The organism is Psychrobacter sp. DAB_AL32B, from assembly GCF_002224105.1.
Lineage (GTDB): Bacteria > Pseudomonadota > Gammaproteobacteria > Pseudomonadales > Moraxellaceae > Psychrobacter.
This window is the reverse complement of sequence record NZ_NEXU01000108.1, coordinates 1-16,731: the sequence shown is the minus strand read 5'-3', so window position 1 is coordinate 16,731 and position 16,731 is coordinate 1. Positions and strand designations below refer to the sequence as shown.

Below are 16,731 nucleotides of genomic sequence, written 5' to 3'. Positions count from 1 at the left end.
GTTGACGATTCATTTAGGAAGGGATGGGACAGTCATACCAAAATGATTAAACGTATCAATCACAGAACGACTAATAAGCTTGAGGATTAACTGTCGCGACCGGTGGCTACAACCTACTTCAAGGATGCGCTACAAAAATTTGTCACTGACAACGTCAAGGCGATCTTAGAGCTGCGCGTTGAGCTACATGATGACTGGTTTCGCTTATACTGTACGGTCGATGCTGGTGGCATTTATGCGGAGGTGGCGAGTAACTTTAGCTTAGTTCACGTACAGCTTGATCGCAACGTTCAGCGCTTTGTCTTTGGTCAACAAACCTATACCGACATCCTTAATCTACGCTGTGAGTCTTTTATCAAGCGCCAAGGTATCAAGCTATTCATCTGGTTCTATCATAGTGTGCTTAAAAAAGACCCTTTAGGCTTCATTTTGTCTTATATCAATATTGCTCGCGCAAAAGATGAGATTATTTATCTTGATATCAATCGCTGGTTGAAAAAGAATAAAAAGATTATGAGCACCTTGCATAAGGTGCAAGTAAACTACGGTGAGCTTGAAGAAGAACAAATGGTTTTGAAGGCTCAAATCAATTATCGAGATTTATTAGCGTCAACTAGTAACGAAGATATCATTAGCGACAAGGACGAGCCTGAATTAATGCAAGGTCCTATTAACCCAATAGATGACGCTACCGTACCAAGCCAAGTGTAAAAAAAACCAACTATCAACTTTTATCAAAAAAACGCTGACTCTTAGAGACAAATGTCTTTTAGAGCCAGCGTTTTTTTATAAAGGAGTTTTACCATAGATTCAAATTGACCCTACAACTACCAGTAATTTTCTACCGCAATATTTCCTTCCCCGCGACGATTCATAATCAATCCTAGCGTTTTTAAAGTTTCTTTAGTGTCTTCTACCATTTCTGGATTACCGCAGAGCATGACGTGCGTGCTATCGATATCTAAAGCAATCCCAGCGCGCGCTTGTAACGTCCCATCTAAAAGTAGTTTTGGCAGACGTTCTGTCAGTGCACCTTCTACAGCTTCACGGGTAACAATCGGTATAAAAATTAATTGTGCCGGATTATCGACCAAGTCACCAAAATCTTCTTGCAGACTTTTAATTTTCTCAACGTAGGCCAGCTCTTCTGTTGAGCGTGCACTATACGCTAGTACGATATGCTCATAATCTTCCCATGTCTTCAAATCTTGTAGCATCGATAAGAAAGGCGCTAGACCTGTTCCTGTCGCTAATAGCCATAAATCCTTTGGTAATGGTTTTTGATAACGCGCTAAGGTTAAAAATCCAAAAGGCATGGTATTAAGCAACAGCTCATCGCCTACTTGCAGATGTTGCAACTGCGAGGTAAATGCGCCATCAGGGATAACGATAGAGAAAAACTCTAACACCTCATCAAAGGGTGAAGAGACAATCGAATAAGCACGAAAGATTTCTTCGTTTAGCGCTTCTTCTAGTTCTTCATCAGAGGTATCGTTCGCTGCGTCACTCTGTTGTTTATAATACTTTAACTGACTAGGATTAACGCCCAAACGCACGAATTGCCCAGCGGTGAATTTAAAGCTATCAGGACGGCTAACGGTAAAGCTAAATAGATTCGGTGTCCAAGTGGTTTTACTGAGTACGGTTACTCTTTGAATATTGTCACTCATAATAATGAATTACCCACATTTTATTGATATTTATTTTTTTAGAAATCCAACAACACAAATAAAAAAGATGCGCCAAGCTTATCATAAAGCGGGCGCATCTTGGTCTTCTAACCGTAACAATCAATAAGTAGTAGCACCAGCGTGCAGCCACTTATCTGCTCTTTTTTATGCTTACCAAATACGAGCCAAACTCGCCCATTCAATCATACTGTTTGGTAATACGCCAAAGAACACAATCATTGCCGTTACCGCAATGACCATGATACCACCGGTACGTAGACCCCATTGTCCAGAAACGTCAAATTCAATAAACTGTTTCGGGCGCTTAAATAGCGTGAGCATAACGCGCAAGTAGTAGAACAAACCAATTGAGCTACCTAAGATAATCATCGCTGCCAAGAACCAGTTGGTACCTTGTACAGCAGCAAGAATAGCGAACAGCTTGGTAATAAAGCCTGCAGTCAATGGAATACCCGCTAACGACAACATCATGATGGTCATGACTGCAGTCAATACCGGACGTCGCCAAAACAGACCCTGATAATGGGTCAATTGATCGGCTTCACCAGACAAGCGATAAGGACTCGACATCAAGGTCACGACACCAAATGCACCAATAGAGGTAAAGGCATAAACCGCCATATACATGCTAGAGATACTATCAGCGGCTGAGCCAATGCTGACAATCACGATAAGCACGTAACCCATATGAGCAATGGATGAATAACCAAGCAAGCGTTTGAGGCTGGTTTGGCGTACAGCAAGTAAGTTACCCACCAAAATCGATAAGGTTGCCATGACCATCAGCAGCATTTGTACCGATGGCAGCGCTAATAAAGATGTATCGATTAAGAATCGAACCGCTAGCGCCATCATAGCCACTTTTGATACCGATGCTAGATAGGTGGCGATAGGTGCAGGTGCGCCTTCATAAACATCCGGCGTCCACATATGAAAAGGAGCGGCAGAGAGTTTAAAGGCGATACCGAACATCATCATCGCCGCGCCTAAAATCAAGAGTGGCGACTCAAAGACATCAACTAAGGCCATACTAATAGGTTTAAAGGCGAGCGTACCCACTTGCGCATAAATAAACGCCATACCCATCAGCAGCGTTGCCGATGCCGTCGCTGATAGTACCAAGTATTTAAGCCCTGATTCAAGCGAGCGTTTACGCATATAGGTATATGCCAGCATGCCGTATAGCGGTATCGATAGCATCTCTAAGCTCATAAAGAATGATGCCAAATGCTGCGCGCTTACCATAAGCAGGGCGCCAACCGTTGATAGCAGCATGAGCAAATACAGCTCTTCTTTATGGTCTTTTAAATCGGCTAAATAAGCATAGGATAGCGTACAACATGCCAATGCACAGATAAAGATAATCACCATATTGAACTGAGCAAAGTTATCAATCACGAATAACTGCTCAGCCGCTGGTACTAACGACCCACTATCGACTATGCCTGCCATTTGCCCAAGCAAAATAAACAGACCGATATTCAGACCGACGACCGAGATAGTACCGGTCACCATATGTGAGCGCTTAATGGTGATGGCAATCATGACCACCAATACCGTAATGACTACAGTAATGATTGGTGCATAAGGCAGTAGCCCCATCAAATCATTCATCGTAAAATCGTTCATGACTTAACGTGCCTCCATTGCATCAAGCAGTTGTGATGCATCTACTTGTGTTACTTGACTGTATATATAGGCGTTATTAATCCACTGCATCGCGTGACTTGAGGTATCAAGGAACGGTTGTGGATACAGTCCGAGCCAGACCAAGCCTGCGGCAAGCATTAATAGTAATGACAGCTCGCGCTTGCCCAAATCTTTTAATGGACGCTCCGGCAGACCATGTAATTTAGTCTCGCGCAGTGCCAATTCTTTAATATTATTGGTACCGAATAACGCCTTATGAATCAAAATAAGCGAGTATAAACCTGCTAATACTAAGCTGAATGTCGCAAATACTACAAACACTGGATACTGAGCAAACGCCCCAAATAAAATCATGAACTCGCCGATGAAGTTACCTGTTCCCGGAATACCGAGCAAGGCGGCACAGAAAAACATCAGTATCGGTGCATAATAACGGAACTGACCCCACATGCCCCCCATCAAGGTTAGATCACGCGTATGTAGACGCTCATATAACTGACCTGCCATGATAAACAGTGCTGCTGAGCTCAAACCGTGTGCCAGCATTTGAATCATCAAACCTTGCAAGCTTAATAAAGTACCGGCATAAATAGCCAATACCACAAAACCCATATGCGAGATACTGGTATAAGCGAGCAAACGCTTCATATCGGTCTGCATAAAGGCGAGCCACGCCCCATAAAAGATACCAATCGTACCCAAGGTCATCGCTATCGGGGCGAAATCTTGTGATGCGGCTGGAAATAATGGTAAGACAAAACGAATCAAACCATAAGCTGCCGTCTTAATCAGAACCCCTGCCAAATCCACCGAACCTGCCGTTGGTGCTTGCGCATGGGCATCAGGTAACCAGCCATGGAAAGGAATGATCGGCAACTTAACCGCAAAGCCAATAAAGAAGCACAGCATAATCGGATATTCCCAGCCGCCAAGTGGCGTACCGAGCAAGTCATTATAATTGAAGCTAACCACGCCTTTTTGAGCGTAGCTGATAATGACCAATACTAAAATACCGATGAGCATGATAAGCCCAGAAGCTTGGGTATAGATAAAGAACTTAGTTGCTGCATATTCTTTGGTTTTGCCCACGACGTCATGACCCCAAATAGCAATCAAGAAGTAGATAGGAACCAGCATCATCTCCCAAAAGAAGAAGAATAAGAACATATCAATGGCTAAAAAGACACCAATAACTCCGCCCAAACTCCATAGTAAGTTTAGATGGAAGAAACCAACACGGCGCTGAATCTCATTCCACGAACAAGCAACTGCCGCAACACCAAGCAGCCCTGTTAAAGCAACCATCATCAGCGATAAACCATCTAAGGCTAAATGAAAGCTGATACCAAAGCTTGGTATCCAAGGCACACTGAACTCAGCAACCCAAGGCACGTTTGCGTCTGGCGCAATGACTTGCTTACTCATGCCTGAAAAATCACCGTATTGCCATAACACTAGCGACAATACAAAGGTCAACGTCATACCGATTAAAGCAATCCAGCGTGGCAGACGTTTATTAAAGCGTTCAACCAGCCAACACAGCAATCCTGCAATAAAAGGAATGGCTATTAATGCTGGTAGCATCCACGTTTGTTGTAACTCTATCATCTTATACCACCGTCATCATTACCAGCACCAACAGCACAGCCATACCCAAGCCAAAGCTTGCAGCATAACCTCGAAGTGACCCTGTTTGCGTCGCAGACAATACCTTATTACCTGCTGATGCCAGCTTAGGTAGTAGCAGCCACGTTTTATCAACAGGATCGGCTTTAAATAAACGGCCAATGAACAAAAAGGGTTTTACAAAAACTATATCGTATAGCGCGTCAAAGCCCATACCGTGATAGCACCAATGATATAACGCCCCACCAATACGCGAGCGCTTAAAGCTTGTGAGCATACGACCTTTATCGACTACATATAACAGCGCTGCGATGATCAAACCAGCAAGCATCGCACCCATGGCGATATATTCTGCCGTGTGTTTACCCTGCGCTTGACCAGCAACTTCTAGTAAATGCCCAACACTTTCTGGCAATACGCCTTGTAATGGCGGGGTAATAAACGCACCCACTGCCGTCGATAATACTAGCAATACACTAAGCGGCAGCCAATACGACACACCAGATAGTTTATGTGCATGCGTCTTTTCTTCACCAAAGAAGATAATCCAAATCATACGGAAGGTATAAAGCGCGGTTAAGAAAGCACCGAATACACCCATATAGAAGAAGACCATATGACCGGTTGCATAACTCTCCCAAAGAATCGCTTCTTTAGAATAAAAACCAACAGTTACCCAAGGTATCGCCGCCAATGCACCGCCACCGACGATATAGCACCAAAAGACCAATGGTATCTTCTTACGTAAGCCGCCCATCTTAAAGATGTTTTGCTCATGATGTACCGCAAGAATCACTGCACCTGACGATAAGAATAACAATGCTTTAAAGAAAGCATGGGTCATCAAGTGGAAGATCGCGCCTTGCCATGCCCCAACGCCCAACGCTAAGAACATATAGCCGATTTGGCTCATGGTCGAATAAGCAAGGATACGCTTGATGTCGGTTTGTGCCAGCGCACAAAAGCCAGCAACAACGAGTGTCAATGCACCCACTGCCCCAACCCAGTACAACAATACACCAGGCGTCAATATAAATAATGGATGTAGACGGGCAATCAAATAAACACCAGCGGTAACCATCGTCGCCGCGTGAATCAATGCCGATACTGGCGTTGGACCTGCCATCGCATCAGCAAGCCAAGTATGTAGCGGTAGCTGTGCTGATTTACCCATTGCGCCGCCAACCAACATCATGGTAGTCAAAATCATGGTTGGGTTATTAATATCAAATACTTCCGGGGCGCGGGTAATAATCTCTTGGATATTAAGCGTACCAAATTCACGGAATAATAAAAACAAACCAAAGGCTAAGAACACATCACCAACACGGGTGACGGTAAAGGCCTTCATCGCGGCACGACCATTAGCACGGTCATGATAATAAAAACCAATCAGCAAGTAAGAACAGATACCAACGCCTTCCCAACCGAGATACAGTAGGAACAAATTGTCCGCCAATACCAGCAATAACATACTAGCGACAAACAAGTTCATATAGCTAAAGAAGCGCGCAAAGCCTGTATCGCCTTTCATATACCATGCGGCAAACAGATGAATCAAAAAGCCAATGCCGGTAATTACCCCAGTCATCGTCAATGCTAAACCATCAAAACTCAGCCCAAAATTCGGCGCAAAGTCACCGACTTGAAACCACGTCCACAGCGGAATTTCTACTACTGTTCCGGCTGGATTCGTTGTTAAAAAGGTATAGCTAACAACCAGCGTACAGAGTGCTGATAGCAGCATGCTACCAACACCGACAATCGCTGCTACCTGCTCGCTTAACTTGTCGCGCATAAAGGCTAGAATCAAAAAGCCAACGAGCGGGAATATAAAGGTTAATGGTAATAAACTCATGACATCATCCTTTCATCTCATTGGCGCTGTCGACATCGAGATGCCCACGCTGATGATAAAAACGCAATAATATTGCCAAACCAATGGCCGCCTCGGCCGCTGCTAAGGTCAAAATAAAGATAAACATAATCTGTCCATCTGGATCGACCCAGCGGCTACCTGCCACCACAAATGCCAGTGCTGTCGCATTCATCATGATCTCAAGACTCATCAGCATAAATAAGAAATTACGCCGTACCATGACACCGCACAGACCAATCGCAAACAAGATACCTGCCAAAATCAATCCATGGCTCATGGGTATCATACCCAGTACATTCTGCGCCTCAGCAACCGGCTGCACTAAGCCTGCTACCTCGTGGGCAAACGGCACATTTGCAACCTCTTGTGCCACGCTCGCTGCTAGTACCATTAATCCGACTCCTTGCGCGTGACTTTCTTCGCACCCACCTGCATACCTACTTTCATACCTACATAGTCATGCGGGTCGACATCTTTATATTCGTATGGCTTTGCCATCATTACTGCATCACTGTTTTTATGAGTGCTGTTGTTATGCATGCTGTCGTTTTCGTACAGCTCAATACTGCCGTCATTTGGATTGGCTACTAAGCTATCGTTGCCGACAATCTCATCATCGATAGACTCTTTGCCTAAATGATAAGCCGCAACTAAGGCAGCTAATAGTAGCAATGCGGCGACTTCTATCAGCATAATATATTTAGTAAATAGCACTGTGCCCACTGCTTTGGCTGAAATAGTTGAACCACCAATCACAGCTGCTTCATCATGATTAAGGCCAATCATCGCATACAGCACAACCGCGATAATAATCGTTAGCCCCGTCGGTATCGCCCAAGTGCCAGCATCAAGCCAGCGCTCTTCACGCTCATCATTACGCATGCCTAAATTTAGCATCATGATAACAAAGACGAACAACACCATAATGGCGCCAGCGTAGACGACTATTTCAAGTGCGCCAGCAAACGGCGCACCTATCACAAAAAATATACCAGCGATTGCTAGTAACGACACAATCATCGATAAAATAGCATGGACTGGATTGGCTTGGGTCACCACCCGCAAACTGGCAAATATGGCCACGGCTGCGAGCGAATAAAACCCTGCCAATTCAGGATTATTCAAAATATTCATCATGGTAGCAAGCTCCTTAGATCAATCGGTGCAGCTTCATTTTGCGCCGCTCCTTTTGGTTTATCTGCTACCGCCATACCCGTCACGCGATAATAGTTATAATCGGGATATTTACCCGGTCCTGAGATGAGCAAATGCTCTTTTTCATAAACCAAGTCTTGACGGACGTATTCGCCCATCTCAAAATCAGGGGTCATCTGAATGGCCGTCGTTGGACAAGCTTCTTCACACAATCCACAAAAAATACAGCGTGAAAAGTTGATTCGAAAGAACTCTGGATACCAGCGTCCATCTTCACGTTCCGCTTTTTGCAACGAGATACAACCCACTGGACATGCCACGGCGCATAAGTTACAAGCAACACAGCGCTCATCGCCATCAGGGTCTCGAGACAATATAATCCGTCCACGAAAACGTGGCGGTACAGGTACCGGCACCTCAGGATAAAGAATGGTGTCGCGTGGTCTGATCGCATGACTATTGACCATCCACATGCTGCGGACAATGGTAAACATACCAATGACGGTCTTTTTTATAGTAGTAAACATGGGATTATTATCCTTATCAGCTTTACCCTAGTTCATCAGTGATGGCTAGTAATGATTACAACGTTGGGGAAAAAATCAAAATGACTGCAGCAGTAACCAATAGGTTAATCAACGTCACCGGCAGACAGACTTTCCAGCCAAAGTTCATCACCTGATCATAGCGCGGACGCATGAGTGAGCCTCGAGCCAAAATAAACATGGTCATAAAGAATAGCGTTTTAATCATGAACCAAAAAGCTGGCGGAATAAACGGAATATTTAAGTTAAAAGGTGCCAACCAACCACCAAAAAACAGACATGTCATCAGCGCAGAAATCAGTACGACGTTGACGTATTCACCAATAAAGAACATACCGAACTTCATGCCGGAGTATTCAACATGATAACCTTCAGCAAGTTCTTGCTCTGCTTCTGGCTGATCAAATGGATGTCTATGCGTAACGGCAACACCTGCAACGACAAACGTCAAAAACCCAAAGAACTGCGGGATGATATACCAACCATCAGCCTGCGCTTCGACAATCGCTCGTAAGTTAAATGAGCCTGTTAATGCAACAACGCCCATCAACGACAAGCCTAAGAAAACCTCATAACTAATCGTTTGCGCGGCTGAACGTAATCCGCCAAGTAGTGAGAATTTATTGGCTGACGCCCAACCACCAAACAGTACTGCATAGACAGCAATACCTGCCATGGCAAAAAAGAACAAAATACCAATATCCCAATCAGCCACCCCAAGGATTGGTGAAATAGGAATAATGGCAAATGAGGCCAAAGCGGTAAACATGGCAACCGCAGGCGCCAAGGTAAACATAAATTTATCGGTAAAATTTGGCGTCCAATCTTCTTTAAAGAAGATTTTGAGCATATCAGCAACCAGTTGCAACGAACCAAACGGTCCGACACGGTTTGGACCATAACGGTCTTGCCATAAAGCTAGCATCCGGCGCTCATAAACAATCATCATCGCAGCGACAATCACCACCACTAAAAAGATGACCAGCGATTGTACGACCATAAAAAGTATCGACCAAGTATCAAAGGTCATCATACCCGCCAAAAAGCTTGGCACATCGGGGATAATACGGGTAACTTGCATATTACACCTCCTGTGTGGTGGTCGGCGCTGTAGTAGCTACAGTGGCTGGCGTTGTGCGGTTATTAGTAGTATCAGCATGGCTCTTTAAAGCACTGTCATTAGCCATACTACCCATCATGGTAATTGGTGCATCTACTTTGCGTACCGATGCTGGCATTGATGGATGAATGATACTTACTTGTCCGACCGGATAACCAATACAGCCTTCTGCTAAATAGCCAACAAGCTGAATAGGCAAGGTAATTTGCTGTTTATCAATCTCAACAGCTAAATAATCGCCAGCAACAAGACCCCACTCTTTAGCATCATCAATACCTATATGCCATGTCGCAACCAGTAATTGTTCAGCAACGACTGGGCTACGTGACGTCATCATTGAGCTGGCATAGATATTATAAATAGGCACTAGTTTGGCTTGTCCTTGCTGCATATCCGTCGTGGTCGAAGACATCGCTTCTGGCGCAACATATTGACGCGTCGGCAGGCGCTCTAATTGGTCGAACAAGCGTACGCCCGGATCACCATTTCTAAGACTGCCACCGACTTTATCTTGATATTTATTCCACGCTTGCGGTGAGTTCCAACCTGCCGCATTGGCAAAAGGAATCATTGAGCTTGGTGTTTGTTTGCCACTATAACCTTCCATTGAGAAGGTTAAACCGGTATCCAAATCTTTTGGCTGCATCGGCTCATGGACAGAGACAGGCGCGCGCATAGAAGTACGACCTGAGTAACGGCGCGGCTGACGGGCAATTTTCAGACCAGTCATCCGGTAGTCAGCATCGGGTGCCGCCTCTTTAATACCCGCAAGTTTAGGATGTGTCGCAATCAAAGCGTTAATCACATCATCAAGCTGTGTCCAGTCGACATCACGACCTTCTAAGCTGCTGTGCACGGCATGTAACCAGCGCCAGCCTTCTTTAATACTGCTTAGCGGATGATAATATTCGTTATCATAGACTTGGAAGAATCGTTGAGCGCGGCCTTCAGCGGAAACTAGGGTGCCATCTGCTTCAGCAAAGCTTGCTGCCGGTAATACAATATCGACGTCTTTATGCCAATCAAGCAACTGATGATCCAGCGCAATGACGGTTTTGTCCGTTAATAGCTGGGTTAATTTATTCGCGTCAATAGCATCGGTCAGCTGATTTTCAGCGACTATCACTATATCAAAATCAGTGGCCAGTAATTCTTCGACTGAATGTCCGCCAAGCAAACAGACACCAATACTATTGGCATCTGCAACCGCTAAATAAATACCGGCTTGGGCGTGGTATCTTTCATTGACTTTCTTTAGCTCAAGTTTGGTTGCAGGCTTACGCTCAACATCGTCCTGCGTTTCTGTATCCACACCTGTTTCAGGTTTGTTTGGTTTAGCAGATAACTCTTTATCTTCGGTTTGCTGAGTAGTTGCCGCTTGCGCTTCAGCGGCTTCGACCTTCTCATTATGTGTCTCAACTTCATACTGCTCAGTCGCTTTAATGGCTGCACGTTTTTGGCTTAATGCTTGCGTGATTTGCGCAGCCGCTTCTATCAGGGCGATAGACGATAAACTGCTGCCAGATACGATTAACGGCTTATCCGCTTGGATTAAATCATAAGCGATTTGCTGTGCCAGCGCTTGCATAGCGTCAATACCAGTATCGATATCTGCATCTTGTTCAGCTGTTTGCGGGTCGACTATTTTTGCTAAATCATCCACAAAGTTAGCAATTTCATTAGCAACTTTGAAACCAAGTTTGGTGATATCTTCAGGTGTCGCTACTACGCTGACCTTACTGATGTCTTCAAGTTTGGTTTGGGTCACATCAATGATATATACCGGACTTTGCGCGCCTTGAGCAATGCGCTTGACTGGCTCAGCCAACCATGATTGCGTTTTGGTCGCAGCCGCCATTTTGAGGGCTTCATTTTTCGCCGCTTGACGAATAGATAGTGCGACACGTGGTGAGGTTTGAGTAATATCTTCACCCAAAACCAAAACCGCATCGTGACTTTCAATATCAGTCATGCCTGGATTATAAATACTTTCAGTACTTAGGACTTCAATACATTTATTGACCAGTGCTTGCTGCTGATGATTGAGACCGGTTGAGAAATTATCAAAACCAACGAGGTTCTTTAAGGCAAAGTTGGTTTCTAAACTGGCACGTGGCGAGCCAATACCGATGACTTTTTTATCTTTAATACGCTTAATGGTTTCATCAAGCGCATAGTCGATATTGATTTTGACGTGCTTATCATTGATACGCTCAAGCGCTTGGGTTGGACGATCTTCACGATTGACATAACCGTAACCAAAGCGACCGCGATCACATAAGAAGTAACGGTTTACTTCACCGTTATAACGGTTTTCAATACGGCGCAATTCACCATAACGCTCGCCGGCGGAGATATTACAACCTGCTGAACAACCATGACAGATGCTTGGGGCATACTGCATGTCCCATTTACGGTTATAACGATCGGAATGCGTCTTATCGGTAAATACACCGGTTGGACAGACTTCAGTTAAGTTACCTGAAAATTCACTCTCAAACTGACCATCTTTATCACGACCAAAATAAACGCGTTCATTTGAACCATAAACACCCAAATCTTCACCGCCCGCATAGTCTTTATAAAAACGTACACAGCGGTAGCAAGCGATACAACGATTCATCTCATGAGCGATAAAAGGACCAAGCTCTTGATTGTGATGCGTGCGTTTGGTAAAGCGGTAGCGACGACGATGATGACCTGACATATAAGTCATATCTTGTAAATGACAATGTCCACCCTCTTCACAAGTTGGGCAGTCATGCGGATGATTAATCATCAACAGCTCAACCATCGACTTACGGAACGCCTTGGCCTCATCATCAGTGACCGAGATGTACATATCATCGCTGGGTGCGACCATACATGACATCACAAGGCGGCCGCGACCCGCTTCCATATCTTCTTTGCTTTGATATTGCTTAACCGCACACTGACGGCAAGAGCCTACTGAGCCAAGGGCTGGGTGATAACAAAAATACGGCACATCAATGCCGAGTGACAAGCATGCTTGTAGCAAGTTGTCCGCGCTATCTACTTCGACAGTGGTTCCATCAATATGTATGACTGCCATGCCGCTCTCCTTATTTCACATCTGGCTGTTGACTGGCTGCAGCCTCAATAACATCTTTACCGACCGCCTGCGCAATTTTTTGATCAAACTCAGGACGGAAATATTTAATTGCACTCATCAGTGGTTCCATAGCGCCTGGGGCATGCGCGCAAAAGGTTTTGCCGATCCATAAGTCACGGGTTAAACCTTCTAACTTTTCAACATCACCGATTTGACCTTCACCATCATTGATGGCAGTGAGGATTTTAACACCCCAAGGTAGACCATCACGGCATGGCGTACACCAACCACATGACTCACGCTGGAAGAAAATCTCAAGGTTGCGCAGTAATGGCACCATATCTTGCTCTTCATCGACGACCATAATCAGCCCAGTACCCATACGGCTACCGGCTTTTTGGATGGTATCAAAATCGACGACGGTATCTAAGTGATCGGCCGTTAAAAAGTCAGTTGATGCACCACCAGGTAACCATGCTTTGAGCGTACGACCTTCTTGCATACCGCCAGCGAAATCTTCAATAATTTCACGTGCGGTATAACCAAATGGCAATTCCCACAAACCTGGATCATTAACCAGACCTGAACAGCCAAATAGTTTGGTACCCGGCGTTTCTACCACACCTTTGGCTTTTGGTAAATCTTGATACCACTTGCTACCATGTAAAATAATCGCTGAGACGTTATGCAAAGTTTCAACGTTATTAACGACAGTTGGACGACCCCATGCTCCAGCTACTTGTGGAAATGGCGGTTTGGTACGCGGGTTAGCACGGCGACCTTCTAAACAGTTAATTAAGGCCGTTTCTTCACCGCAGATATAACGACCAGCGCCAGTATGGACGTGCAAATCAAAACTAAAATCTGACCCTAAAATATTGTCGCCGACCAGATTATTGGCTTTTAACTCTTCAATCGCTGCCGTTAGACGCTCAGCAGCTAAAATATATTCACCACGGATAAAGATATAACCAGCAGTTGCACCGATAGCATAGGCAGAAATGAGCATCCCTTCGATAAGTTGAAGCGGCAGACGCTCCATGAGCAGACGGTCTTTAAAAGTACCTGGCTCCATCTCATCAGCATTACAAACTAAATAACGTGGACCACCATCAGGTGGTGCCATCAGCGACCATTTAATACCAGCTGGGAAACCTGCACCGCCACGACCTTTCACTACTGCTTCTTTAATGGTATTTAAGGTGTCATCTGGCGATTGATTTAACGCCATCTTTAACGCTTCAAAACCACGTAGTGATTCATAAGTCGCTAAATCTAATACCGCGTCATGATGTGCTAGACGCCATGTCAGTGGTTTGGTTTCACTGGTCGCCGTCGCTTTGTCACCATATACCGGAATGCGCTGCTCATTAAGTTGGCTTGGTGCTTTGCCTTGGCTGCGAAGAGCAATCTGCTCTGAAACGGTTAATCTCATGCGTATAGCTCCAACAATTGGGCAACTTCGTCAGGCTGTACAGGACCATAGGTGTCTTCATTAATCAACACCGCAGGACCTTTATCACAGTTACCCAAACAGCAAATTGGCAATAGCGTAAAACGACCGTCAGTCGTCGTTTGACCATAGTCGATACCTAGTTGCGATTTTAGTTCAGCGGCAAGCGCTTCATAGCCTGTTAGATAACAAGCCACTGAATCACAAATGAGGATGACATGACGACCAACTGGCTGACGATAGATACGGTTAAAGAAAGTTGCTACCCCATCCATATCGGTTATAGGAACATTTAGAATATTGGCAATGGCGTTGACTTGCGCATCATCGACCCAGCCGTTACGCTTTTGCACGATTTTTAGCGAATCTAAAGACGCTGCACGCGGATGTGGATAATGATGCACAAACTCATGAATAGCCGCGATTTCTTCAACGGTTAAGATACTTGCCACATCTACTTTCGGCATTTTATCGGAAACAATTCTCATAATCTTTTTCTTTCCTCACTCAGCCCACTGCTTGTGTTGCGCTCATAGCGCAATGACAGCGTTTTGGTGTGCCAATTTGGCAATAACATATTAATGAACTTGTCTTACTTTTAAAATGTATAACGTGATTACGATAAACTCATAACCGCAAATACTCTAACGGTCACAATCCGCCATCACAATATCAATCGACGCCAGATACATGATGGCATCAGATACGAGCGAGCCATTAATCACCGATGGCATTTGCTGGATATGCGCAAATGTTGGTGTACGGATACGCGTACGATAGCTCATCGTGGCTTTATCTGAGGTTATATAATAACTATTCAGACCTTTGGTCGCCTCAACGATCGTTGCACATTCGCCCGCTGGCATCACAGGACCCCAAGATACGGAGATAAAGTGATTAATCAAGGTCTCAATATCATTCAATGTACGGTCTTTCGGTGGTGGTACCGTTAATGGATGGTCAGCTTTATAAGGACCTTGTGGCATATTGTCCATACATTGACGAATGATACGTAAAGACTGACGCATCTCTTCGACTTTCACCATACAGCGATCGTATGCATCACCGTTATAGCCAACTGGCACTTCAAAATCGTAGTTCTCATAACCCATGTACGGTCGCGCTTTACGTAGATCAAAATCTAAACCTGTCGCACGTAAACCTGCACCCGTCACGCCCCATGCTAATGCTTGCTTGGTATTATATTGCGCAACACCTTGGGTACGACCTTTAAGCACGCTGTTTTGCAATGCCGCTTTGACATACTCATCCAAGCGTTTTGGCATCCAATCTAAAAACTCGCGTACCAGACGCTGCCAGCCACGCGGTAAATCGTGTGCCGTACCACCGATACGGAACCAAGCTGGATGCATACGGTAACCGGTCACGGCTTCGATGACATCGTAAGCTTTTTGGCGATCGGTAAACATATAGAATACCGGTGTCATACCACCCGCATCCTGAATAAAGGTACCGACAAATAGCAGATTATTGGTAATACGGAAAAACTCACTCATCATCACGCGAATGGTTTCAGCGCGAGGCGGAATGGTAATTCCTGCAAGCTTTTCAACCGACATGATATACGGTAGCTCATTCATCACACCGCCGAGATAATCAATACGGTCGGTATAAGGAATAAATGAGTGCCATGTTTGGCGCTCAGCCATCTTTTCGGCGCCGCGATGGTGATAGCCAATATCTGGAATACAGTCAACTACTTCTTCGCCATCGAGCTGTAGTACCAAACGGAAGGCACCATGTGCAGATGGATGGTTAGGACCAATGTTCAAGAACATAAAGTCTTCATCACGACCCGAACGCTTCATGCCCCATTCTTCGGGGACAAAGCGCAGGTTTTCTTGCTCGTATTGTTGTTTGGCATTATTTAGGAAGTAAGGCGTAAATTCAGTCGCACGCGCATGATACTCTTTACGCAGTGGATGACCTTCCCAATATTTAGGTAGTAGAATACGGGTTAAATGCGGATGTCCTGTAAAGACAATACCAAACATATCCCATACTTCGCGCTCATACCAGTTGGCATTTGGCCAAATCTGCGTCGCGCTTGGGACATTTAGATCGTCTTCACTGAGTGCAACTTTAATACGTACATCGCTATTACGCTCAAGCGACATCAAATGATAAAACACCGTAAAGTCACTGTCAGGCAAACCCTGGCGATGCTGGCGTAAACGCTCATCTATCGCTGACAAGTCAAATAGCATGACATAAGGTTTTGGCAATTTACGCAGGAACAAGAGAACGTCTAATAAATCAGCGCGTGCCACCCAAACCGTTGGAATTTCATCAACCGTGTGCTGCACGACAAACTTACCAGCATATTTCTCTTCCAGCTCTTTGATAACCGCTGGGACAGGTTTGATCTTAGGATCTATGTTTTCGACTACCGTGACCATGAATGATGTATTCCTTCATTAATCATAACTGAACTATGTCAATCATAACCGAACTATATTAATCATAACCGAACTATGATGAGCGTATGCGTAATGAGCATTGCTATGAATTATTAACT

The 16,731-nt window shown here is 44.9% G+C and carries 13 protein-coding genes; 1 reads left to right on the top strand and 12 read right to left on the bottom strand.

Annotated features, from left to right (window positions below):
* The first annotated feature begins 102 nt into the window (after positions 1-102).
* On the top strand, positions 103-711 hold the full coding sequence (locus CAN34_RS12040; protein WP_254423185.1) for a hypothetical protein: 609 nt from the start codon (positions 103-105) through the stop codon (positions 709-711).
* Between the two features lie 116 nt (positions 712-827).
* Here the strand turns inward: CAN34_RS12040 and CAN34_RS12035 are convergent, their stop codons facing one another.
* From CAN34_RS12035 to nuoC, 12 genes are all read right to left on the bottom strand, one after another.
* Positions 828-1,670, bottom strand: a complete 843-nt coding sequence (locus CAN34_RS12035; RefSeq protein WP_089555842.1) for a ferredoxin--NADP reductase — start codon at positions 1,668-1,670, stop codon at positions 828-830.
* 171 nt (positions 1,671-1,841) lie between these two features.
* Positions 1,842-3,320: an NADH-quinone oxidoreductase subunit N gene (locus CAN34_RS12030; protein ID WP_079691077.1), complete on the bottom strand. Its 1,479-nt coding sequence runs from the start codon at positions 3,318-3,320 to the stop codon at positions 1,842-1,844.
* Positions 3,321-3,323: 3 nt separating this feature from the next.
* Positions 3,324-4,949 carry an NADH-quinone oxidoreductase subunit M gene (gene nuoM / locus CAN34_RS12025; protein ID WP_079691076.1) on the bottom strand — a complete coding sequence of 542 codons (1,626 nt, stop codon included), beginning with the start codon at positions 4,947-4,949 and terminating at the stop codon, positions 3,324-3,326.
* A gap of 1 nt (position 4,950) precedes the next feature.
* Positions 4,951-6,825 carry an NADH-quinone oxidoreductase subunit L gene (gene nuoL / locus CAN34_RS12020; RefSeq protein WP_089555841.1) on the bottom strand — a complete coding sequence of 625 codons (1,875 nt, stop codon included), beginning with the start codon at positions 6,823-6,825 and terminating at the stop codon, positions 4,951-4,953.
* A 4-nt stretch (positions 6,826-6,829) separates the two neighbouring features.
* Positions 6,830-7,138: an NADH-quinone oxidoreductase subunit NuoK gene (gene nuoK, locus CAN34_RS12015; protein ID WP_045445153.1), complete on the bottom strand. Its 309-nt coding sequence runs from the start codon at positions 7,136-7,138 to the stop codon at positions 6,830-6,832.
* 98 nt (positions 7,139-7,236) lie between these two features.
* Positions 7,237-7,983, bottom strand: coding sequence for an NADH-quinone oxidoreductase subunit J (nuoJ, locus tag CAN34_RS12010; RefSeq protein WP_089555840.1), 747 nt, complete (start codon positions 7,981-7,983; stop codon positions 7,237-7,239).
* Complete coding sequence (gene nuoI, locus CAN34_RS12005; protein WP_079691073.1) at positions 7,980-8,528, bottom strand: NADH-quinone oxidoreductase subunit NuoI; 549 nt, start codon at positions 8,526-8,528, stop codon at positions 7,980-7,982. The genes nuoJ and nuoI overlap by 4 nt, the downstream gene beginning before the upstream one ends.
* Before the next feature lie 55 nt (positions 8,529-8,583).
* Positions 8,584-9,579, bottom strand: a complete 996-nt coding sequence (gene nuoH / locus CAN34_RS12000; protein ID WP_174668370.1) for an NADH-quinone oxidoreductase subunit NuoH — start codon at positions 9,577-9,579, stop codon at positions 8,584-8,586.
* A 49-nt stretch (positions 9,580-9,628) separates the two neighbouring features.
* Positions 9,629-12,739: an NADH-quinone oxidoreductase subunit NuoG gene (gene nuoG / locus CAN34_RS11995; protein WP_089555838.1), complete on the bottom strand. Its 3,111-nt coding sequence runs from the start codon at positions 12,737-12,739 to the stop codon at positions 9,629-9,631.
* Between the two features lie 10 nt (positions 12,740-12,749).
* Positions 12,750-14,174, bottom strand: coding sequence for an NADH-quinone oxidoreductase subunit NuoF (gene nuoF / locus CAN34_RS11990; protein ID WP_079691070.1), 1,425 nt, complete (start codon positions 14,172-14,174; stop codon positions 12,750-12,752).
* On the bottom strand, positions 14,171-14,680 hold the full coding sequence (nuoE, locus tag CAN34_RS11985) for an NADH-quinone oxidoreductase subunit NuoE (protein WP_079691069.1): 510 nt from the start codon (positions 14,678-14,680) through the stop codon (positions 14,171-14,173). The genes nuoF and nuoE overlap by 4 nt, the downstream gene beginning before the upstream one ends.
* A 156-nt stretch (positions 14,681-14,836) precedes the next feature.
* Positions 14,837-16,612: an NADH-quinone oxidoreductase subunit C/D gene (gene nuoC / locus CAN34_RS11980; RefSeq protein ID WP_089555837.1), complete on the bottom strand. Its 1,776-nt coding sequence runs from the start codon at positions 16,610-16,612 to the stop codon at positions 14,837-14,839.
* Positions 16,613-16,731 lie beyond the last annotated feature (119 nt).